At 73.3% G+C, this 21,179-nt stretch carries 19 protein-coding genes, 1 other RNA gene and 1 pseudogene; 13 read left to right on the forward strand and 8 right to left on the reverse strand.

Annotated elements, in window-relative coordinates:
- Positions 1–19: 19 nt before the first annotated feature.
- Positions 20–1,075 (reverse strand): amidohydrolase family protein, encoded by a 1,056-nt coding sequence (locus tag OG904_RS21660; RefSeq protein ID WP_405493401.1) that lies wholly within the window; start codon positions 1,073–1,075, stop codon positions 20–22.
- Between the two features lie 199 nt (positions 1,076–1,274).
- Between OG904_RS21660 and OG904_RS21665 the strand changes: the two genes are divergently transcribed.
- Positions 1,275–2,576, forward strand: coding sequence for a cytochrome P450 (locus OG904_RS21665; RefSeq protein WP_405493403.1), 1,302 nt, complete (start codon positions 1,275–1,277; stop codon positions 2,574–2,576).
- A 192-nt stretch (positions 2,577–2,768) separates the two neighbouring features.
- Here the strand turns inward: OG904_RS21665 and OG904_RS21670 are convergent, their stop codons facing one another.
- Positions 2,769–3,128 (reverse strand): DNA-binding response regulator, encoded by a 360-nt coding sequence (locus OG904_RS21670; RefSeq protein ID WP_405498177.1) that lies wholly within the window; start codon positions 3,126–3,128, stop codon positions 2,769–2,771.
- 346 nt (positions 3,129–3,474) lie between these two features.
- Here OG904_RS21670 and OG904_RS21675 point away from each other — a divergent pair, with 346 nt between their 5' ends.
- The 3 genes from OG904_RS21675 to OG904_RS21685 are packed head-to-tail and all read left to right on the forward strand — an operon-like array spanning position 3,475 to position 6,444.
- Positions 3,475–4,347 carry a MaoC/PaaZ C-terminal domain-containing protein gene (locus tag OG904_RS21675; protein ID WP_405493405.1) on the forward strand — a complete coding sequence of 291 codons (873 nt, stop codon included), beginning with the start codon at positions 3,475–3,477 and terminating at the stop codon, positions 4,345–4,347.
- A 51-nt stretch (positions 4,348–4,398) separates the two neighbouring features.
- Positions 4,399–5,475 carry a Zn-dependent alcohol dehydrogenase gene (locus tag OG904_RS21680; protein ID WP_405493407.1) on the forward strand — a complete coding sequence of 359 codons (1,077 nt, stop codon included), beginning with the start codon at positions 4,399–4,401 and terminating at the stop codon, positions 5,473–5,475.
- A gap of 24 nt (positions 5,476–5,499) precedes the next feature.
- Positions 5,500–6,444: a 3-oxoacyl-ACP reductase gene (locus OG904_RS21685; protein ID WP_405493409.1), complete on the forward strand. Its 945-nt coding sequence runs from the start codon at positions 5,500–5,502 to the stop codon at positions 6,442–6,444.
- Positions 6,445–6,534: 90 nt separating this feature from the next.
- Here the strand turns inward: OG904_RS21685 and OG904_RS21690 are convergent, their stop codons facing one another.
- On the reverse strand, positions 6,535–7,704 hold the full coding sequence (locus OG904_RS21690; RefSeq protein WP_405493411.1) for a hypothetical protein: 1,170 nt from the start codon (positions 7,702–7,704) through the stop codon (positions 6,535–6,537).
- Positions 7,705–7,924: 220 nt separating this feature from the next.
- Between OG904_RS21690 and OG904_RS21695 the strand changes: the two genes are divergently transcribed.
- Positions 7,925–8,965, forward strand: a complete 1,041-nt coding sequence (locus OG904_RS21695; protein WP_405493413.1) for an ABC transporter substrate-binding protein — start codon at positions 7,925–7,927, stop codon at positions 8,963–8,965.
- Positions 8,966–9,064: 99 nt separating this feature from the next.
- On the opposite strand, the gene OG904_RS21700 is transcribed toward OG904_RS21695, so the two are convergent.
- On the reverse strand, positions 9,065–10,189 hold the full coding sequence (locus tag OG904_RS21700; protein ID WP_405498415.1) for a hypothetical protein: 1,125 nt from the start codon (positions 10,187–10,189) through the stop codon (positions 9,065–9,067).
- Between the two features lie 476 nt (positions 10,190–10,665).
- Positions 10,666–11,517: pseudogene (locus tag OG904_RS21705) on the reverse strand (serine/threonine-protein kinase); the annotation flags it as partial.
- A 59-nt stretch (positions 11,518–11,576) separates the two neighbouring features.
- On the opposite strand from OG904_RS21705, the gene OG904_RS21710 reads away from it, so the two are divergent.
- The 3 genes from OG904_RS21710 to OG904_RS21720 are packed head-to-tail and all read left to right on the forward strand — an operon-like array spanning position 11,577 to position 14,520.
- Positions 11,577–12,437 (forward strand): Nif3-like dinuclear metal center hexameric protein, encoded by an 861-nt coding sequence (locus OG904_RS21710; RefSeq protein ID WP_405493415.1) that lies wholly within the window; start codon positions 11,577–11,579, stop codon positions 12,435–12,437.
- Positions 12,434–13,177, forward strand: coding sequence for a zinc ribbon domain-containing protein (locus tag OG904_RS21715; RefSeq protein ID WP_405498179.1), 744 nt, complete (start codon positions 12,434–12,436; stop codon positions 13,175–13,177). Before OG904_RS21710 ends, OG904_RS21715 begins: the two co-directional genes overlap by 4 nt.
- Entirely contained in the window at positions 13,177–14,520 is a 1,344-nt protein-coding gene (locus tag OG904_RS21720; RefSeq protein ID WP_405493417.1) for a bifunctional RNase H/acid phosphatase, read from the forward strand. The genes OG904_RS21715 and OG904_RS21720 overlap by 1 nt, the downstream gene beginning before the upstream one ends.
- A 114-nt stretch (positions 14,521–14,634) precedes the next feature.
- Here OG904_RS21720 and rnpB read toward each other — a convergent pair.
- Positions 14,635–15,036: RNase P RNA component class A (rnpB, locus tag OG904_RS21725), an RNA gene on the reverse strand.
- 78 nt (positions 15,037–15,114) lie between these two features.
- Here rnpB and OG904_RS21730 point away from each other — a divergent pair.
- Positions 15,115–15,915: a MerR family transcriptional regulator gene (locus tag OG904_RS21730; protein WP_405493419.1), complete on the forward strand. Its 801-nt coding sequence runs from the start codon at positions 15,115–15,117 to the stop codon at positions 15,913–15,915.
- Complete coding sequence (locus tag OG904_RS21735; RefSeq protein ID WP_405493421.1) at positions 15,912–16,760, forward strand: hypothetical protein; 849 nt, start codon at positions 15,912–15,914, stop codon at positions 16,758–16,760. The genes OG904_RS21730 and OG904_RS21735 overlap by 4 nt, the downstream gene beginning before the upstream one ends.
- A 78-nt stretch (positions 16,761–16,838) precedes the next feature.
- Here OG904_RS21735 and OG904_RS21740 read toward each other — a convergent pair whose 3' ends face one another.
- On the reverse strand, positions 16,839–17,843 hold the full coding sequence (locus tag OG904_RS21740) for a LuxR C-terminal-related transcriptional regulator (protein ID WP_405493423.1): 1,005 nt from the start codon (positions 17,841–17,843) through the stop codon (positions 16,839–16,841).
- A 323-nt stretch (positions 17,844–18,166) separates the two neighbouring features.
- Positions 18,167–19,084, reverse strand: a complete 918-nt coding sequence (locus OG904_RS21745; RefSeq protein ID WP_405493426.1) for a helix-turn-helix domain-containing protein — start codon at positions 19,082–19,084, stop codon at positions 18,167–18,169.
- A gap of 302 nt (positions 19,085–19,386) precedes the next feature.
- Here OG904_RS21745 and OG904_RS21750 point away from each other — a divergent pair, with 302 nt between their 5' ends.
- The 3 genes from OG904_RS21750 (at position 19,387) to OG904_RS21760 (ending at position 21,163) form a co-directional block, all read left to right on the forward strand.
- On the forward strand, positions 19,387–19,743 hold the full coding sequence (locus tag OG904_RS21750) for a hypothetical protein (RefSeq protein ID WP_405493428.1): 357 nt from the start codon (positions 19,387–19,389) through the stop codon (positions 19,741–19,743).
- A gap of 24 nt (positions 19,744–19,767) precedes the next feature.
- Positions 19,768–20,520, forward strand: coding sequence for a peptidoglycan-binding protein (locus OG904_RS21755; protein WP_405493430.1), 753 nt, complete (start codon positions 19,768–19,770; stop codon positions 20,518–20,520).
- Between the two features lie 118 nt (positions 20,521–20,638).
- Positions 20,639–21,163 carry a hypothetical protein gene (locus tag OG904_RS21760; RefSeq protein ID WP_405493432.1) on the forward strand — a complete coding sequence of 175 codons (525 nt, stop codon included), beginning with the start codon at positions 20,639–20,641 and terminating at the stop codon, positions 21,161–21,163.
- The last annotated feature ends 16 nt before the right edge of the window (positions 21,164–21,179 follow it).

A 21,179-nucleotide genomic window follows, 5' to 3' on the forward strand; every position in this document is an offset into this window, starting at 1 on the left:
GGTGGGGCTGGAGGGTGCCTCAGGCGTTGGACCGGGTGGGTTCGGTCCGGAGGGTTGGCATCAGGCGGAGGGCGTTGTCGCGGTTGATGGCGCGGTGGTGGGCCGGGGTGAGCGCCGGGTCGGTCGTCAGGGCGGGGACGGCGATGTCCGTGATCATGTCCGCGGGGCAGGCCGGCCAGTCGCTCCCGAAGAGGATCCGGTCGGGGCCCGCCGCGGCCAGCAGGGTGGCGGCCGGCGACATCGGGCCCGCCGTGTCGTAGTAGAAGCGGCTCATGTGGTCCCGGACCATCGCCGGCTCGACCGGCGGAGCGAACGCCCCCGCGAAGGCCTGCACCCGGGTCGCGATGTGCGGCAGGAAGCCGCCCGCGTGCGGGAGGATCACCGACAGGTTCGGGAACCGGTCGAGCGTCCGCTTGTGGATCATGTTCACGGCGGCCCGCGTCGTGTCCAGCAGGAAGTCGCACAGGAAGTTCGGGATCCCGGGGACGTGCACCGCCCCCGGCGGGCCACCCGGGAGGTTGTGCGGATGGGTGTCGACCACGGCGGCCCGCTCGTTCAGTTCGGCGAACACGGGATCGTAGGCGGCGTCACCGAGGTAGACCCCGCCGTAGTTGGCCGTCACGTTCACCCCGACCGCGCCCAGGTCGTCGAGACCGTGCCGCAGCGCCCACGTCGAGACCTCGGGTTCGTCCAGGAACAGCGGCGCGTGGAACGCGAAGCGCCCCGGATGCGCCTCCACCACCTCGGTGGCGGCCCGCAGGACGACGGTGATGGCCTCGCGCAGCTGCGCGGACGTCTCGTAGCGCGCCGGGAGCATGGGCTTGAGGACGGCGGTGGCGATCCCCGCGCGTTCCATCACGTCCAGGGCGGCCGAAGGGTCCCAGCGCGCCCACGGCGGCAGGGCCTTCGGGTTCACCAGCCCCTGGCGACCGGCCCATTCCAGCCACTGCGGGGGGCAGAAGTGGTGGTGGACGTCGATCCGCGTGCGGCTTCCGTCGTCGTGGTCGTCCGCCGCTGTGAGGTGCAGATCTGAGATCTTCGGCAGCGTGATCCCCGGCAGTGCGATTTCCGGCATGGGAGCACCTTAGGGAGGCGTTGCGCGGCCGCTCGCCGGAGCGGTCGCAGACCCGCCGGATCCGCTCAGGAGGCCGTACTTTCGCGACCGAACGGGGTAATCGGCGTTTCCCGTCCGGGGCCCCGCGGGAGGAGGGTGTGGCCGGAATTCCGAGCCCGATGCCGAGTCCCATGACGAGTCCCATGAGAGGTCTGAGCGCGTGACGACCGAACCCGCAGTGGCAGTGAGTGACGGCCTCCCCGTCGACGAGGCCGTCATGGCGGCGTCCATGGGCACGCCGGAGTACCGTACGTGCCCGTACCCGGTCTACCAGGCGCTGCGCGAGCAGGCCCCCGTCGCTCGGCTGACCACCCGGCACGGGGTGGAGACGTACCTGATCACCCGGTACGACGACGCCCGCCTCGCCCTTTCCGATCCGCGCATCGGCAAGGACATGCACGAGGGCCTCGACATCTACCACGCCGTCTTCGGGAACACCTGCGACGCACTCGACGACAACCTCCTCTTCGCCGACCCCCCTCGCCACACCCGGCTGCGCCACATCGCCAACAAGGCCTTCACGCCGCGCCACATCAAGGGGCTGCGCCCGCGCATCGAGGAGCTCGCGGGTGAGCTGCTGGACCGCTGCCCGACGGACTCTCCCGTCGATCTGATGGCCTCGTTCGCCCTTCCGCTTCCGGTCATGGTCATCTGTGAACTGCTCGGGATCGTCGGGGACGAGCGCGCGGACGTCCTGAAGTGGTTCGGCAACGTGACGCGTTCCCGGTTCAGCAAGGACATGGCCGGCGACCTGGCCGAGGCCGAGGACTGGCTGCGGAACTACTTCTCCGGCCTCGTCACCCGCACGCGCGCCACCCCCTCGGACGACTTCCTCAGCGTGCTGATCGACACGGAGCACGAGGAGGGGGCCCTGACCGACGACGAACTCGTGTCGATGATGTGGGTCCTGCTCTTCGCCGGCCACAAGACCACGACCTACCAGATCGGCAACGCGGTCTTCACGCTGCTCTCCCACCCCGACCAGCTGGCGGCCGTCCAGCAGGACCGCGAGCTGCTGCCCCAGGCGATCGAGGAGCTCGTCCGCTTCGAGTGTTCGGTGGAGACCTCGACCTTCCGGTACGCCCTGGAGGACCTGGAGATCGGGGGAGTGGCCATCCCCAAGGGCGCCCTCGTCCAGATCGCGCTCTCCTCCGCGAACCGCGATCCGGAGAAGTTCCCCGCGCCCGACACCCTGGACGTGACGCGCAAGGGCCTGCAGAGCACCCACCTCGGCTTCGGCCACGGGCCGCACTACTGCCTCGGCGCCCCGCTCGCCCGCATGGAGTTGGAGACCGCCCTGACGGCCCTGCTCGACCGATTCCCCGACGTGGTCCTGGCGACGCCGGCGGCGGGTGGGGAGGAGTGGCTCAAGGGGCCGTTCCCCGCGTTCCGCGGGCTGGAGCGGCTGCCGGTCGCGCTGGACCCGTCGCGGACGGTCGACGACTGGACCAAGCCCGCCTGAGGGTGACGGATACCGATACGGATACGGCGGATACCGATACGGATATCCGCCCGGGCCCCGGACCCTGAAGTCCCGGCCCCTGAAGCCCCGCCCACGGAGGCCCCCCCCCGCCGTCCGTGGCCGGTCGTGCGCCCGCCCCACCCGATCCCCCCCGGACCGGGCAGGGCGGGCGCACGTGCGTCCGCGCCCGCCCTACGGGGCCTCCAGCGCGGGATCGACCACCGACTCCCCGCGCGAGGCGCGGCGTACGGAGTCCGCGAGGTCCTCGACCGGGCCGTCCCGCAGGACCAGCCCCGCCGCGCCCGCGGCCAGGACGGCCTCGGCCAGGCCCGGGTGGGCGGAGCCCGCCAGGACCAGGATCCGGCATTCCGGATCCTCCGCCAGGAGCTCGGGGACCCGGTCCACGGACTCGGTCAGGGCCACCGCCGGACGGAACATCGCCGAGGCCACCACCTCGATGTCCGGCTGGAGTCCGAGAAGGACCGACAGGGCCGGGTTCGGAGGGTCCAGGAGGACCCGCAGGGACCGGGCAGGGCGCTGGGAAACCGGCATTTCGTCCACTCGGCCAGGGTAGGGGCGGAGGATTCGATCCCCGGGCAACGCGCCCCGTACGAAGTGGAGCTGACAGAGAGTCAGGAGTCTTCCCAACTGCTGGGGCGTGCGTTATACATTCCTTCACCGGCAACCTAGAACGCGTTCTAGAGAGCCGGTCCCGTATACGACCTCGGTGCGGCCGACGGTGCGGACGGCCGCGCCGAGGTCTTCCAGAAGAGCCAGCTTTCCCAGGACCCAGCTTTCCCAGGACCCAGCTTTCCCAGGATCCAGCTTTCCCAGGGCCCCGTTTCCCAGGGGCCCGGTTTCCGAAGACGGTGTCTCCAAGACAGGGAGCAGCACGCCCATGCCGATCGATGCCGCCAAGGCCCTCGCCGCAGAACCCCGCCAGGGGAACATCGTCTGGGACCACAAGGACATCCAGCTCTACCACCTCGGACTCGGCGCGGGGACCTCCCCGAACAACCCCGGGGCCGCCACCGACCCCGACGAGCTGCGCTACACCCTGGAGTCCAAGCTCCACGTGCTGCCCAGCTTCGCGACCGTCGCCGGCGCCGGCATGGCCATGATGGGCGGCCTCGCCGCCCCCGGCATCGAGGTCAACCTCGCCGCCGTCCTGCACGGCGGCCAGTCCATCGAGCTGCACCGGCCCATCCCGGTCAAGGGGCAGGCCGCCTCCACCGCCAAGGTCGCCGCGATCTACGACAAGGGCAAGGCGGCCGTGATCGTCCTGCGCACCGAGGTCGCGGACGCGGACGGGCCGCTGTGGACCTCGGACGCGCAGATCTTCGTACGCGGTGAAGGCGGCTTCGGCGGCGACCGCGGCCCCTCCGTCCGGGCGGAGCAGCCCGAGCGGGCGCCCGACCGGGTGGAGGAGCGGAAGATCCGCGAGGAGCAGGCGCTGCTGTACCGCCTCTCCGGGGACTGGAACCCGCTGCACGCGGACCCCGAGTTCGCCAAGCTGGCCGGCTTCGACCAGCCGATCCTGCACGGCCTGTGCTCGTACGGGATGACCCTGAAGGCCGTGGTGGACACCGTCCTCGACGGGGACGTGTCCCGCGTCCGCGCCTACCGCACGCGCTTCGCCGGGATCGTCTTCCCCGGCGAGACCCTGCGGATCCGGATGTGGCAGGAGCCCGGCCGCGTCCTCGTCTCGGTGACGGCCGCCGACCGCGACGACGCCCCGGTCCTCGCCGACACCGTCGTCGAACACGGCTAGACGGCCCAGCAGACACGCACCACACCACAGACCCACAGAAGGAGCCGCACCGTGCGCGCAGCACTCCAGAGCGAGATAGGCCAGGACAAGCTCGAAGTCGTCGACGACATGGAGGCCGTGGGCTTCGGCCCGGGCAAGGTCAAGATCCGCATCAAGGCCACCGGTCTGTGCCACTCCGACCTCTCCGCCATGAGCGGCGTCCTCCCGCAGCCCGCCCCCTTCATCCCGGGCCACGAGGGCTCCGGCGTGATCACGGACGTGGGCGACGGGGTCACCAGCCACAAGATCGGCGACCGGGTACTGGTCTGCTGGCTCCCGCCGTGCGGACACTGTCCGTCCTGCAAGCGCGGCCAGGGCCACCTGTGCCTGGAGGCCTTCGGCAACGTCGCCACCCCCAACTTCAAGCGGGGCGACAGCAGCATCTTCGGCTTCGCCGGCACCGGCACCTTCGCCGAGGAGATGGTGGTCCCGGCGGGCTGCGCCGTACCCATTCCCGAGGACGTGCCCTTCGACATCGCCGCCCTGATCGGCTGCGGAGTCACCACCGGCCTCGGCGCGGCCATCAACACCGCCAAGGTGGAGGCCGGTTCCTCGGTCGCCGTCATCGGCTGCGGCGGCGTGGGCATCTCCGTCATCCAGGGCGCCAAGGTCCAGGGCGCGGCCCAGATCATCGCCGTCGACCCGGTCGCCTCCCGGCGCGAGGCCGCGCTGCGCTTCGGCGCCACCGAGGCGGTCTCCCCGGAGGCCTTCGCCGACGCCAAGAACCGGATCACCGCGGGCGAGGGCTTCGACTACGTCTTCGAGGTCGTCGGCAAGTCCCAGACCACGCAGACCGCGTACGAGATGACCCGCCGCGGCGGCTCCGTCGTGGTGGTCGGCGCGGGCGCGCTCGACGACAACTACTCGATCAACATGTTCTCCCTCTTCTTCGACGAGAAGAAGATCCTGCCCTCGATGTACGGCGGCGGTGACGTGCTCCGCTCCTACGAGCGCACCATCGCCCTGTGGCGGGCCGGCCGGGTGGACCTGGCGGGGCTGATCACGCACCGCGTGCAGCTCGCCGAGATCAACGACGCGCTCGACCAGATGCGCACGGGCGTCGCCCTGCGCACCTGCATCGAACTCTGACCCGTTTCGAGAGGAACCGTACGGATGTCACTGCCACTTGAGGGACTCGTCGCCATAGTCACCGGGGCCGGCCGCGGCCTCGGCCGGTCCGAGGCGGTCGAGCTCGCCCGCCTCGGCGCGAGCGTGGTCGTCAACGACTTCGGCCAGAGCGGCCGCGACGGCTCGGGGGAGGCCTCGGCCGCCCCGGCGGAAGAGGTCGCCGCGGAGATCCGGGCGGCGGGCGGGCAGGCGGTGGCGCACCTCGGTGACGTGGCCGACTTCGAGCAGGCGCGCGAGCTGGTCGAGCTGGCGGTCAACAGCTTCGGCAAGCTCGACATCCTGGTCAACAACGCGGGCATCCTGCGCGACCGGATGGTCTTCTCGATGTCGGAGGCGGAGTGGGACTCGGTCATCCGGGTCCACCTCAAGGGCCACTTCAACACCACCCACTTCGCCTCCGTGCACTGGCGGGAGCGGTCCAAGGCGGCGGGCGGCCCTGTCTACGGCCGGATCATCAACACCTCCTCCGAGGCCTTCCTCGGCGGCTCGGCCGGCCAGCCCAACTACGCGGCGGCCAAGGGCGGCATCGTGGGCCTGACCACCTCCACCGCCCTGGCGCTCGCCAAGTACGGGGTCACGGCCAACGCCATCTGCCCGCGCGCCCGCACCCGGATGACCGAGGACGTCTTCGCCGGCTTCCAGGTCCCGGAGGAGGGCAAGCTCGACGCCCTCGCCCCCGAGCACGTCTCCCCACTGGTCGGTTACCTGGCCTCCCCGGCCTCGGCGAAGGCCAACGGCCAGCTGTTCGTGGTCCACGGCGGCATCGTGGTCGTGATGGAACGCCCGAAGGTGGCGGCGAAGTTCGACACCACCAAGGAGTCCTTCTCCTACGAGGAGCTCGACGGTCTCCTCACCCCGCACTACGACTCCCGCCCGGCGAACGAAACCTTCGCGGCGGCGGAGGTCCTCGGCCTCAAGCACGACGGCTGACAGGTACGCACGACGCCCGTGGGGCGGCGGGTCCGCGGACCCGCCGCCCCACGGGCGTCGTGCGTACCTGTCAGCCGGCCCGGCCGGGGATCAGCCCAGCGGGGCCTGCTGGAGGGGTACCGGGCGGGCCAGGGGCTTGGGGGCCGGCGGCAGGGGGATCGGGTCCAGGCGGACGGGCGGGGGCGGGGAGACCGGGATGTTCATGCCGAGGACCCCGCAGGGGACTTCGGGGGTCGCGTACGGGAGGTGCAGGCGGCCCTGCGGGCTCCACCGGCCCGTCCCGCCGAGCCAGCCGGCCGGGGCGCCGAGCCGGAAGACGTGCCGGTCGGCGGGGCGCCACAGGGCGAGCCCGGCCACGTCACCGCCGTAGCCGTCGCCGGCCTCGTCCACCCGCAGCGCCACCCCGCAGTGCTCCGGCATCAGCACCTGCCCCGGCTGCACCGCGAACGGCGTCGCCGCGGCCCCGACGGCCCGCAGGCACTCCGGGAAGCGCACCGGGCGGGCGCTGCCCAGGACCCCCCACCCGAGCCGGGGTTCGCCCGGCGCGTCCGAGCGGATCAGCAGCAGCCCGCTGTCCGGGTCGGCCAGCAGCAGCCGGTCATCGCTGCCCTCGGCGATCTGGAGCAGCGGCGAAACCTCCCCGGCCCGCTCCAGGTCCACCACCACGGCCTTGGTCATCGGCCCCCGCGGGCCGTCCAGTTCGCGGTCCAGGGCCAGCAGCCGGCCCGTCCGGTCCAGCCAGACCCCACCCGAACAGCGCCCCGGGATCCGGGCGACGCGCTCCGGCCCGAAGGGGGTCCCGGCCACCTGCCACACCGTGGTCGCGGCGGCGCCCACGGCCAGGGCGAAGGCCCCGCGCCCGTCCGGGGACGGCGGCAGCAGGGTGACCCGTACGCCGTCCGCCGTCCCGTCACCCGCCCCCGGGTCGTCCTGCGGGGCGATCGCGCCGAGCTCCAGCTCCCCGGTCCGGGGTCCCGCACCCGCTGTGCCCCCGCCCGTCGGGTACAGCAGTGCGAAGCCGTGGCGCTCCGCCACCCGGCGGTGGATCAGCACCCGCCCGTCGGCCAGCGGCAGCACCTCGCTGTCCGCCTCCTCGGGCTGCGCGAGCGGCAGCGGCACCGCGTACGGCTCGGGCCCGGTCAGCGTCCACCGCTCCGGGAAACGGGCCTCGCCGTCCCCGGCCAGCCGGGCGGCGTAGGAGCCGTCCGCGGCGATGGTGAACGGGGCCGCGGTGGTCTTCTCGATGGCACAGACAGTCATCTGCGGGCACCTCCGGGGAGGAACGTAGTGATCGCGCTTCCCGCTGGACAACGCGACAACCCTCGCTTCACACATATGGGTGGAGGGGTGGTGATTCGACTGTGCGGAAGGCGGCGATTGTGCTGTGCGATATCGGGGCGTTTAGGGTGAGGAGGCCGATTAGGCATACCTAACCGCCTTTTCCAGACTTTGCCCGCTCCCCATCCCCAGGAGACGTCCCATGTCCCTCCGACGCCGCGGATCAGCCGCCGTCGCCCTCGCCGCAGCCGCCGCACTCGTCCTCACCGCTTGCGGCGGCCAGGACGACAAGGCGGGCAAGGACGCCCGGGCCGCAGGCGGCACCGAGAAGAAGGCCGCCGCCCAGGGCGGCAAGGACTTCTCGGAGGCGGCGAAGAAGACGGCGGCCTTCGGGACCACCGCGGCGGCCGGGCAGTTCCCGCGCACCCTCACCCACGCCATGGGCTCCACCGAGCTCAAGGCCGCACCCAAGCGGGTCGTCGTCCTCGACGTCGGCGAGCTGGACAACGTGGTCTCCCTCGGCGTGCAGCCCGTCGGCTACGCGCCCACCGAGGGCGACGAGGGCATCCCCGCCTACCTGAAGAAGGACGCGGGCGAGCCCAAGTCCGTCGGCACCATCAACAACCTCAACCTCGAGGCGATCAACGCCCTCAAGCCCGACCTGATCCTCGGCAGCCGGCTGCGCTCCGCGGACAAGTACGAGGCGCTCTCGAAGATCGCCCCCACCGTCTTCTCCATCCGCCCCGGCTTCCCGTGGAAGGAGAACTACCTCCTCAACGCGGCCGCCCTGGACAAGACCGCCGAGGCCAGGGCCAAGCTCGACGCCTACCAGGCCAAGGCGAAGAAGCTCGGGGACGACCTCGGCGAGAAGAAGCCGACCGTCACGATGCTGCGCTACATGCCGGGCAAGACCCGCCTGTACGCCGGCGCCTCCTTCATCGGCACGATCCTGAAGGACTCCGGCATCCCGCGCCCGCAGAACCAGCAGGTCGAGGACCTCGCGGTGGAGATCAGCCCCGAGCGCATGGACGAGGCCGCCGCCGACTGGATCTTCACCGGCGTCTACGGGGCCAAGGACAAGACCAAGCGCGACTCCGCCGAGGACAACCCGCTGTGGAAGGGCCTGGAGGCCGTCAAGCAGGGCCGGGCGAAGGACGTCCCCGACGAGACCTGGTACCTGGGCCTCGGCGTGACCGCCGCCGACAAGGTCCTCGACGACCTGCGGAGCTTCCTGGTCAAGTAGCGGTCACGCGGCCGGTCGCGTGGTTGGTCACGTGGTCAGTCACGCGGCCGGTCGCCTGGTCGCTCACACCGCCCGTCGCCTGGTCGCTCACGCCGCCCCTCACGTGGCGCGTACCGTCCGCACCCCGAGCCCGTCCGCCCGCAGCGCCTCCCCGGGCCCGGGCGCCAGTCCCAGCCGCCGCCGCACCTCGCGGGTCAGGTCGTGCCGGCCGCCCAGCGCCCGCGTCAGCTCCGCCAGCAGCTCCCGCCACAGCGGACGCGCCACGCCCTCCCCGTGCACCGCCTCCACCTGCGCGCACCGCCCCCGCAGGGTGACCGGCTCGTCGGCCCCGAACAGCTCGCCCCTGCGCACCAGTACGGAGTCCAGCAGCGGCAGCGCCTCCGCCGGCCGGTCCTGCGCGGCCAGTGCCAGCGCCAGGCGGAACCAGGCGTCCACCGTCAGCCGGTCCCCGCTCCCGAGCAGCGCCTCCAGGTCCGGCGCCAGCGCCTCCCACTGCGCGAGGTCCGCCGCCGGATCGAGTGCCCGCGCGGTCAGCGCCAGCAGGTAGCGGGCCCGTAGCACCAGCTCCCCGGCCGGGCCCTGCTGTTCGGTGAGCGCCGGCAGCAGCTCCACGAGCAGCGCGCGCGCCTCCGCCGCCAGGCCCGCGGCCTCCGTGTGCTCGGCGAGCCGGAACCGGGCCAGCAGGGTCAGCGGATGCTCCTCCCCGAGCGCCGCGGTGCAGTCGCTGATCAGCACCCGCCAGGCGGGCAGCGTCTCCTGCGCGGTGCCCACGTCCCCGATCCACCCGACCATCACGATCCGGGCCGCGTACGTCTGCCCCAGCCCGGCCTCCAGCAGGTGCACCAGATTCGGTACGAGCATCCGCAGCCGGCCGGCCGCCTCCGTGTTTCCCCGCAGCCGCAGGACGCAGTCGCACAGTTCGCGCCGCGCGTCCGTGCCCAGCGCCCCCACCGTCCGCTGCTCGGCGTCCAGCCGCGGGATCAGGGAGAGCCACAGCTGGACCGCGCCGACGTCGTCACCGGCCCTGCCCAGTTGGACGACGTGCTGGTAGCGGGTGTGCAGGGTGAGGCTGTCGCTCTCCCCGAGCACCCGGCGCAGATCGCGCACGATGTCGCCGTAGAGCCCGGCGGCCTCCCGTCCGGCGCCCGCGCTGCCCAGGTACCAGGGCAGCAGGCAGCGGGCGTAGAGGGTGCGCCGGTCCTCGGGCCCGTACAGGGAAGCCATGCGCGGCACGATCTCGCCGAGCAGCGCGGAGGCCTCCCCGAAGAGTCCGTCGCGGGCGCAGGCGCAGGCCAGGTCGAAGCCGAACTCCACGTCAGCGGGTCCTCGGGGCCGAACAGCCGGATGGTGTCGGCGAGGAGATCGCCCAGGGCCAGCCGCGCGATGCCCGGGTCGTCCTCGGCGCGCGCCACCCGGCCGCGCTCCACCAGCGCGGCCCGCATCCGGGCGCTGAAGACCTCGCCGGGGTCGGGATCGGCGTACTCGCCCTCCAGCACCTCGTCGAAGTCCCCGTCCTCCCCGTCCTCCTCCACCCCTGCGGCCGCCGCGGGCGGCGGGGGCGGCGGCAGGTCCGGCTCGGTCGGCACGTACGCACCCGCGGCCCCCGCCCCGGGAAACGCCGCCCCCGGGGGAGCCGCCGGCGCGGCGGCCGCCGCGAGCGCCCGGCTCAGCCCGCGCAGCCGGTCCACCACCTGCGCGGCGTCGGCCGGCCGGTCCGCCGGATCCTTGGCCAGCAGGTCCATGACCAGCCGGTCCACGGGCGCCGGGACCGGCCGGTACTCGCTCGGCGGCGGCGGAACCTCGTGCACCTGCTGGTACATGACCTGGAGCAGGCCCCGGTCCAGGGTGAACGGAGGCCGCCCGGTGAGCATCGTGTAGAGCAGGCAGCCCAGGGCGTACAGGTCGGTCCGCCCGTCCACCGGCCGGCCCTCGCACTGTTCGGGCGCCATGTAGGCGGGGGTGCCGACCATCCGGGCACCGGTGAGCTTCGTGTGGTGGGTGTCGTTGTCCTCCAGGAAGCGGGCGATCCCGAAGTCCAGCAGCTTGACCAGCCCGCCGTAGGTGACCATCACGTTGCCGGGCTTCAGGTCGCGGTGGACCACCCCGGCCTCCGGGCCGTGCGCCGACTCCAGGGCCAGCGCGATCTGCTCGGCCCAGGCCAGCGCCTGGGGGAGTGCGGGCAGCCGCTGCGCGAGCTACTCCGCGAGCGAGCGGCCCCGTACGAGCTCCATCACGATGTAGACGAGCGGTACGTCGTCCTGCGCCACGCTGTTGTAGTCGTACACGGCGACGATGTGCGGGTGCGCGAGCCGTCCCGCGGCCGTCGCCTCGCGGCCGAGCCGGGACACCAGCTCCGGGACCAGCGCCGGATCGGCCTCCTCGCGGATCAGCTTGATCGCGACCTTGCGGCGGATGCGCCGGTCGACGCCCTCCCAGACCTCGCCCATGCCGCCCACATCCAGGCGTCGGACCAGCTCATATCGGGCGTCGAGCACTTCTCCGGCACGCATGGATCCCCCCGTTTCCCCTGCCGCCGCAGACAGTATCCGCATCGGCCCGGGGATGGGACGGGAAGAGCCGGGCCGGTCGCCACGGACGGTAGCCTTGGCCCGTGCCCCGTCTCTCTGAAGTCATCGCCGCGCTGGACGCTCTGTGGCCCCCCTCGCGGGCCGAGGAGTGGGACTCCGTCGGCACCGTCTGCGGCGACCCCGACGCCGAGGTCTCCCGGGTCCTGTTCGCCGTCGACCCCGTCCAGGAGATCGTCGACGAAGCGGTGAAGCTGGGTGCCGACCTCCTGGTCACCCACCACCCCCTCTACCTGCGGGGCACCACCACCGTCGCGGCCGGCACCTTCAAGGGCCGCGTCGTGCACACGCTGATCAAGAACGACATCGCGCTGCACGTCGCCCACACCAACGCCGACAGCGCCGACCCGGGCGTCTCGGACGCCCTCGCCGGCGCCCTCGACCTGCGCGTCACCGGCCCGCTGGTCCCCGACCCGACCGACCCCGCCGGGCGCCGCGGCCTCGGCCGGATCTGCGAACTGGACCGTCCCGAGACGCTGCGCGAGTTCACCGCGCGCGCCGCCGCCTGGCTCCAACCCACCGCCCAGGGCATCCGCGTGGCCGGCGACCCCGACGCGCTGATCCGCACCGTCGCCGTCAGCGGCGGCTCCGGCGACAGCCTCTTCGCGCAGGTGCGCGCCGCGGGCGTCGACGCCTACGTCACCGCCGACCTGCGCCACCACCCGGTGTCCGAGGCCCGCGAGCAGAACCCGCTCGCCCTCGTCGACGCCGCCCACTGGGCCACCGAATGGCCCTGGTGCGAGCAGGCCGCGGCCCAGCTCGACGCCATCTCCGAGCGCAACGGCTGGGGCCTTCGCACCCACGTCTCGCGCACGGTCACCGACCCCTGGACGGCGCACGCGCCGTCCGTGACACCCCCTTCTCACAACCCTGGAGCCCCCAACTGAACGCCGAGCCCGCCGACCAGATCCGACTTCTCGACGTCCAGGCCCTGGACGTCCGGCTGTCTCAGCTCACCCACAAGCGCAACACGCTGCCCGAGCACGCCGAGGTCGACTCGCTGGCCTCGGACCTCACCCAGCAGCGGGACTTCCTCGTCGCCGCCCAGACGCAGGCGAGCGACGCCGCCCGCGAGCAGACCAAGGCCGAGCAGGACGTGGACCAGGTGCGCCAGCGCGCCGCCCGCGACCAGGCCCGCCTGGACTCGGGCGCCGGCATCTCGGCCCGCGACCTGGCCAACCTGCAGAGCGAGGTCGTCTCCCTCGCCAAGCGCCAGGGCGACCTGGAGGACGTGGTCCTCGAGGTCATGGAGCGCATGGAGAGCGCCACCGAGCGCGTCAACGAGCTGACCGACCGGGTCGCCTCGCTGGAGTCCAAGCTGGCCGACGCCACCGCGCGCCGTGACGCCGCCACCGGCGAGCTCGACGCCGAGGCCGCGGGCATCGCCAAGGACCGCGAGGTCATCGTCTCCACGATGCCGGCCGCGCTGATCGCCCTGTACGAGAAGATCCGCGCCAAGCAGGGCGGCGTCGGCGCCGCCCGCCTCTCGCAGCGCCGTTGCGAGGGCTGCCGCCTGGAGCTCGACCTCGCCGAGGTCAACGAGATCAAGGCCGCCGCCCGCGACGAGGTCGTCCGCCACGAGAGCTGCGGCCGCATCCTGGTCCGCATGGCCGACGCGGGCATCTGATGCCGAAGTTCGTTGTGGAAGCCGACGGCGGCTCCCGGGGCAACCCGGGGCCCGCCGGCTACGGCTCCGTCGTCCTCGACCCGGCGACGGGCGAGACGCTGGCCGAGCGCGCGGAGTACATCGGCGTCGCGACGAACAACGTGGCCGAGTACAAGGGCCTCATCGCCGGGCTGCGGGCCGCCCGCGAGCTGGACCCGGACGCGCTGGTCCTCGTACGGATGGACTCCAAGCTCGTCGTCGAGCAGATGTCGGGCCGCTGGAAGATCAAGCACCCGGACATGAAGCCGCTCGCGGCCGAGGCGGCGAAGGTCCTGCCGCGCGCGCAGGTGACGTACGAGTGGATCCCGCGCGAGCAGAACAAGCACGCGGACCGGCTCGCCAACGAGGCGATGGACGCGGGCAAGCGCGGCAAGCAGTGGGAGCCCGCGAACTCCTCGGCCGCACTGGACGCCTCGGCGGCGCGCGCCCTGGCGACCCCTCCTCCGGCGGGCCCCCCGGGCGACGCCGCGGCGGGCGCCGCGGCCGTCCGGGCCGCCCTCGCCTCCTCCCCGTCCCGTACGTCGGCCACCGCGCCGGCGCTCGTGGACGCAGGGGCCGACACCCTCTTCGCGGAGCCCGGCTCCAGCCCGGCGGGACCGGCACCGTCCACGCCGCCGCGGCCCGGCCGGGCCGCCGACCAGAGCGCGGCCGCGCCCACCGTCGGCTGGGGCCCGGACTTGGGTGCCCCGGCCACCTTCGTGCTGCTGCGCCACGGAGAGACCGCGCTCACCCCGCAGAAGCGCTTCTCCGGCAGCGGCGGCAGCGACCCGGAGCTCTCCGAAGCGGGCCGCCGCCAGGCCGCCGCGGTCGCGGAGTCACTGGCCGCGCGCGGCACCATCGAGACGGTGATCAGCTCCCCGCTGCGGCGCTGCCGGGAGACCGCGCAGGCCGTCGCCGACCGGCTCGGGCTCGAGGTCACCGTCGAAGAGGGGCTGCGCGAGGTCGACTTCGGCGCGTGGGAGGGGCTGACCTTCGCGGAGGCGCGCGAGCGCTTCCCGGAGGACCTCCAGGCGTGGCTGGACTCCCCGCGGGCCGCCCCCACGGGCGGCGGCGAGAGCTTCCAGACCGCCACCCGCCGCATCTCGGCGACCCGGGACCGGCTGCTCGCCGAGCACGCGGGCCGCACGGTCCTGCTCGTCTCGCACGTGACGCCGGTCAAGATCCTGGTCCGGCTCGCCCTGGGCGCCCCGCCGGAGGCACTGTTCCGCATGGAACTGTCGGCGGCCTCCCTGTCGGCGGTGGCCTACTACGCGGACGGCAACGCCTCGGTCCGCCTCCTGAACGACACGTCCCACCTGCGCTGACCCACGGGGCCCGGACACCCGACGGGGCCCGGACACCCGACGAGGCCCGGACACACGACGAGGCCCCCACCCGGTACCGGGCGGGGGCCTCGTCGTCGTACGCGTCGAAGACAACAGACGAGCCGGCCTGTACGCCGGGTTCTGTCGCCCGGAGACCTCGCGGTCACCGGGGAGACGGCCATCCATCTAGGACCGGCGTTGCCGCCGGCCTCGTGCGGTCTACCCGCGAACTCGGGCGGGCAGCCCTCGGACGTTCGCGCAGGGCCGTCCGAAAACGGCCCTTCTTGACCTTGCTCCAGGTGGGGTTTACCTAGCCGCCTGAGTCACCTCAGGCGCTGGTGGTCTCTTACACCACCGTTTCACCCTTACCGGGGGCCGAAGCCCCAGGCGGTCTGTTTTCTGTGGCACTGTCCCGCGGGTCACCCCGGGTGGCCGTTAGCCACCACCCTGCCCTGTGGAGCCCGGACGTTCCTCGGCGGGATCCGGGGATCCCGACGCGGCCGTCCAGCCGACTCGTCTGTCGTGCCGACCATGTTACCGGCTGCGTCATCGCGACTTGACCTTGACGCAGCGGCAGGGTTTCTACTTGCCCGTATGCGCATCGGAGAGATCGCCGCGCTCGTCGGGGTCACCACCCGGGCGATCCGGCACTACCACCACGTCGGCCTGCTCCCGGAGCCGGACCGGCGGCCCAACGGCTACCGCGCCTACAGCGTGCGCGACGCCGTCCGGCTGGCCCGAGTACGCCGGCTGACCGAGCTCGGGCTGAGCCTCGACGAGGTGCGCGACGTGCTCGCGGACGACGCGGGGCGCGAGCTGGCCGACGTACTGGAGGAGCTCGATGCCGACCTCGCCCGTCAGGAGGCCGAACTGGCCGAGCGCAGGCGGCGCCTGGCCGTGCTGCTCGCCGCCCCGCCGGGGGAGGTCGAGCCCGTCTCGCCCGCGCTCGCCGCGCTGCTCGCCAGGGCGCCCGCGACGGCCTCGCCGTCCGCCGCGCTCGACCGCGAGCACCTGAGCCTGCTGGACGCGTCCGGGGCCGTGGGGGAGGAGCTCTACGCCGCCCTCGGCACGGTCGCCGCCGATCCGGCCGTGCTCGGGCTGTACGAGAGGCTCGACGAGCTCGCCGACGCGGCGGTCGACGATCCGCGGATCGGCCCGCTCGCCGCGGAGCTGGTGGCAGCGGTGCCCGCCGGGGCGTTCGCGGCGATCCCGGCCGGCGACGGCAGGACGGACGCGCCGGGCTTCATGGAGGCCCTGCTCGCGGAGTACGCCCCGGCGCAGGCGGAGGTCGTCCGCCGGGTGATGGCGGAGTGCACGGACATCGTCAGGAACGACCGTTCCGACGGAGGAACCGGCAGGACCGGCAGGACCGGCAGGATCAGGGGGCGGGGATGAGCGCGGTACGCGCGGCGCGGGTGGCGGTGGCCGCCGTGTTACCCGGGGAGCTGGCTCTGCTGGTGTGCCTGGTGGCGGGCGTCCGGCCGCCCGGCTGGGTCCTCGGTGCCGCCGAGGCGCTGGTGTGCGCGGTCCTCCTGCTGGAGGGCCGCGTCCTGTACTCCCTGTACGCCGCCTCGCGCGCCCGCGGCGCCGATCCCCGCACGGCCCGCCGCGCGGCGCTGCGGGCGGTCGTGCCCCGGCCCGTACGCCGCCTGCTGCTGCACGAGCTGCGCGCGGGCGCCGCGCTGGGCCGGTGGGCGCTGCGGAGGCCGCCGCACGGGGTGCGCCCCGCGGACCACGCGGCCGCGTACACCGGGCCGCAGACGGCCATGATGTACGGCCTGCTGTTCGTCTCCCTGATCGAGACGGTCGGGCTGGCCGTCCTGATCCCCTGGCCGGCCGTCCACCGGGTGGTGCTCGTCCTCGACGTGTACGGGGTGGTGCTGGTGCTCGCGATGCACGCCGCCTGCGTCACCCGCCCGCACGTCGTGCGTCCCGACGGGACCCTGCGCATCCGCTACGGGGCCCTCTTCGACCTGACCGTCCCGCCGGACGCGGTGGCCTCGGTCCGGGTGGACCGGCGCTACCCCGAGGGCCGGCTCGTCACCCTCTCCGAGGACGGGGTGCTCGACCTGATCGTCGGCAGCCAGACCACCGTCACGGTGGAACTGGCCCGCCCGCTGGCCTTCCGCCGCCCGCTCGGCGTCCGCGCCGAGGCCCGCGTGCTGCGCTTCCACGCGGACGAGCCCCGTGCCCTGGTCGACACGCTGGTCGGCGCACTGCGGCAGCCCACACCCCCGTGACGGGCTGCCGCAGTGCTGTCCATGCCCCCCGGCCTGTCCCCCCGCCTGTCCCCCCCCGGCCTGTCCCCCCGGCCCCCGTCAGAGCCACCCGCGCTGCGAGGCGCGCAGGCCCGCCTCGAAGCGGCTGCGCGCGCCGAGCCGTTCCATCAGGGCCGCCATGGAGCGGCGGACCGTGCTCAGCGAGACCCCCAGCTGGTGGCCGGCCGCCTCGTCGGTCATGCCCTGGCTCAGCAGCCGCAGCAGCTCCCGCTCGGGCGGGGTCAGGCCGGTGCACTCGTCGCGCGGCCGGTCGCAGCCCAGCGGCAGCGAGGCCTCCCAGACCTGCTCGAAGAGGGCCGTCAGTGCCGCGACCGCGCCGGGCAGCCGCAGTACGACGGCGCCCGCGCGGGTGTCGGCCGGGTCCAGCGGCACCAGGGCGTGGGCCCGGTCGACCAGGATCATGCGCAGCGGGAGGGTGGGCACGGTCCGTACGCCGCCGCCGTTGTCGGTGAGCCAGCGGGCGTAGTCCAGGGTCGGCGGGTTGCCGCGGACGCTGTCGAGACAGACCGTGCGGACGCCGACCCCGCGCGACATCAGCTGCGTGTCGTTCTCACGGGCCGCCTCGATGGCGGCCGCGGACTGGCCGCCGCCCGGCATGAAGGTGCATATCTCCGACTCGGCCCGGTCCGCGATGAGTTCGAGGCGGGCCTGCACGGCGTCGATGCCGATCAGCCGCTCCGCCCCGCCGTCCGCACCCTCCCCGGACGCCTCCGGGCCGGGGTCCCGGCGCAGGCCGGAGATCATCCGGGACACCGTCTCGTGGCTCTCGGCGATCTCCCGCTGCCGCCGGTCCAGTTCCTCCTGGTGGCGGCGGAGCATCAGCTGCATGCCGAGCTCCGGGCTGACCGCCCGCCAGGTGCCGGGTACCGCCCGGGAGCGGCGCAGCAGCGAGGCCTCGGCGAGCCGGTCCAGGGCCTCCCGCACGTCCGTCTCCGGACTCCCGAGGTGCGCGGCGATCTGCTCGACGCCCCAGCCCTCGGGGCGGGTGGCCATCAGTCGGTAGACGGCATCGGTGGCGGGATCGAGCCCGAGCGTCGCGAACAAGGTGATCCTCCGTGGGGGACGAGGAGTCGTGCGCCGAGCGTGACAAGCCGCCGCGCGCCTGTCTTGTCAAAATCGGCGCGCCCGCCACCGGAAGCGGGCCGATCGGGGACGGGCGGCGGTCCCGGCGGGTGAACTCCCGCTCCTCGCGCGGAGCGTACGGCGCCCCGGCACCCAACGTCCGCACCCTCGTGGAGGACGCGGCCGTACACACCCGGCGCCACGAGGAGTACGGCTTCCACGGAAACCCCCTCCGGCCCGTCAGGGGCCGCCACTACGGGCCCCTGGCGTCCGCGGCCCGCTACCGAGCACCCGGACGGGGCGGCTCAGCCCGATAGCAGCACGCTGCTGATCCGGCCCGGCATCCGGTCCAGGACCGACCCCGGTGCCAGGCCGCCGCGCAGGCGGACGAACTGCGAAGGCGGCAGCCCCGTCATCGCCTTCACCTCGCGGCTCAGGTGCGCCTGGTCGTGGTAGCCGCACGCCGCGGCCACCTGCGCGGCGGCCGTTCCCGCCGCCAGCATCCGCAGTGCGTGCTGCAGCCGGAACACCCGGGCCATGGCCTTGGGGGAGAGGCCCACCTGTTCGCGGAAGCGGGCGCGCACGGTGCGGGCGCTCCACCCCGTCGCGGCGCTCACCCGGGTCAGGGAACGGCTGTCCGTCCAGAGGCGGGAGAGCGCCCCGCAGACCTCGGGGGTGGGCGCGGGGGCGTACGCGAGGCGGGCGCAGAGCACCTCGTCGAGCAGGGCGAAGCGTTCCGCCCATGAGCCGAGCGCCTGGAGCCGTTCCGCCAGGTACCGGCCCTGCGCTCCGAGGACCTCCTCCAGGTCCACGTGCGCGTCCTCGAAGTGCCACATCGGCACGCCGAACAGCCGGTAGCAGCCCTGCGGCGTCATGTTCACCTCCATCCCGTACACCACGCCCGCGTGCACCCCGATCGCCGGGACCGTGCGCGGGCCACTGATCATGGCCCGGGGGGCGGGCCGGAGCCCGGTCGTGCCGAGGTCCTCCGTGCGCGTCACCCACAGGCCCTCGGAGAAGTTGAAGACCAGCGTCACGCAGCCCGTGGGGAGTTCCAGCCGACGCCTCGGGGCGGTGAACTCGGTCTGGAATCCCGTGTAGTTGATGACGAGCGGGCGCAGGGGGACGGCCGGCCGGCGGCGCCGGGCCGAGCGGTTGCCCGATGCGGGAGCGGGCGGCGCTCCGCGCAGGTCGACCACATCGATCACATCGACGGAACCCATGTCCGGGCCCTCCCTCCGCTGTTGTGCGGCCGGTCGTACCGCGCGGTCGGCCGATGATGGCAGCCCCCGGGGCGCAATGGCCATAGCGGTCCGGCAGACGGGCTCCGTGACACCAAGCGTTCAGGACCACTTGCTCTCACCCCGAACGCCTTCCGGGGGGTACCGGGCGGCGGCGATGCTTCTGCTGCGGCCGGAGAACACGGGCCGAAAGCAAGGAAAGAAGCGCCACCGGCAACGGATACGAAAGGAAGTGGCCCGCCATGCTCTTCGCCTTCTTCGGCCTCATCTGGGACTGACGCCGCATGCACCTCACGATGGCGGCGGTCGAACTGACAGCGAGCCCCGGGGCACCGAACCAACGCCTCGACCCGGCCCTGCTCACCGACGTGCTGTGGGCCTGCGCCCACCCGGCCGACCGTCCCGAACACGTGACCGTACTGACCACGCACGGCCGGGCCGACCTGGTCCTCTACTGCCTCGCCGATTCCGCGCAACAGGCCCGCTCCGCGGCACTGCACTGCGTACGGCGAGCCCTCGCCACCTCCCCGCTGCTGACCGGCTGGGCGGCGCGGGACCTCCCTCTCGACATCCACGGCACCGCCGATGCCCCCGGCGCCACCACCCCCTTCGGCACGCCCGATTCGCCGACCCCCCAGTGAGAACCAGTCAAGGAAGGCCACCCAGTGAGAGCCAGCAGCACCCCCGCCGCGTTCCGCCGCCGGATACCCGCCACGGCCGCCGCACTGCTCACCGCGGCCCTGCTCGTCCCCGTACTCGGCGCCGCCCAGGCGCACGCCGTCGACACGGTGCGCTGGGAGCAGACCAACCTGGCCGGCCTCGGCTACCTCGCATCCGGCGCCGTGGATGGGGTCGACGGCCCCGGCACCCGGGCCGCGCTCAAGGAGTTCCAGCAGGACAACGGCCTCGCCGAGGACGGCGATTACGGCGACCGCAGCGAACTCGCCCTGCACCGCCAGGTCGAGGCGTTCCAGCGCAAGGCGGGCGTCGCGGCGGACGGACTCTACGGCGACGGCACCAAGGCGGCGGTCAAACGCTGGCAGGGCGCGCACGGCGAGGGCGCCGACGGGATCGCCGGTCCGGCCACGATGTCGGAGATGGGCGTCCCGCGCACCCTCTACCAGGTCGCGCAGAGCCAGTTCGGGGCGCACGACTGGACCGTCTCCGCGCAGTTCGGCTGCCTGAAGAGCCTGTGGATCGGCGAGAGCAACTGGAAGGTGTACGCCACCAACCCCAGCAGCGGGGCGTACGGAATCCCACAGTCGCTGCCCGGCAACAAGATGGCCGCGAGCGGCGGGGACTGGGCCAACAACCCGGTCACCCAGATCAAGTGGGGCCTGAAGTACATCGACGAGCGGTACGGGACCCCGTGCAAGGCCTACGACACCTGGAAGGCCCGCTCGCCGCACTGGTACTAAGCCGCACCGGTACTGGGCCGCACCGGTACTGGGCCGCACCGCCCCGCACCCCCTCAGCGAAATCCCTCCGGGCACCCGTGTGCCCGCACCCACCCGGTTCATCCGTCTAGCAAAGGACATGACCATGCGTACCAACCTGCGCCGCGCCACCCTCACGGCCGGTTCCATCGCCGCCGCGGCCGTCCTGGCCCTGCCCGGGAACGCCTTCGCCGTCTCCAAGCTGTCCCAGTCCGCGGCGGCCTCCGCCCTCGGCGGAGCCGGGGTCACGCACTCCTCCAGCGGGGGCTGCACCACCCGCTCGAACGGCACCTGCACCTCGTACGACCAGATCAACCAGGCCACGGTGGACGGGCTCAAGACCCTCAAGAGCGCCAGCGGCTGCGCCATCAACGTCACCGGCGGCACCGAGGTGGGCCACGCGGCGGGCACCTACAGCCACTACAACGGCTACAAGGCGGACATCAACCCGAACACCTGCATCACGAACTACATCCACAACAGCTTCACGAAGATCTCCACCCGCAGCGACGGTGCGGAGCGCTGGCGCTCCTCGGCGGGCAACGTCTACGCCCGCGAGAGCAACCACTTCGACATCACCTTCTGCGGCGGCGCCACGGCCTGCACCAACGCGGCCAGCGCCTGATCCGCGGCGGCCCCGC

Source organism: Streptomyces sp. NBC_00096 (assembly GCF_045041305.1).
Taxonomy (GTDB): Bacteria; Actinomycetota; Actinomycetes; order Streptomycetales; family Streptomycetaceae; genus Streptomyces.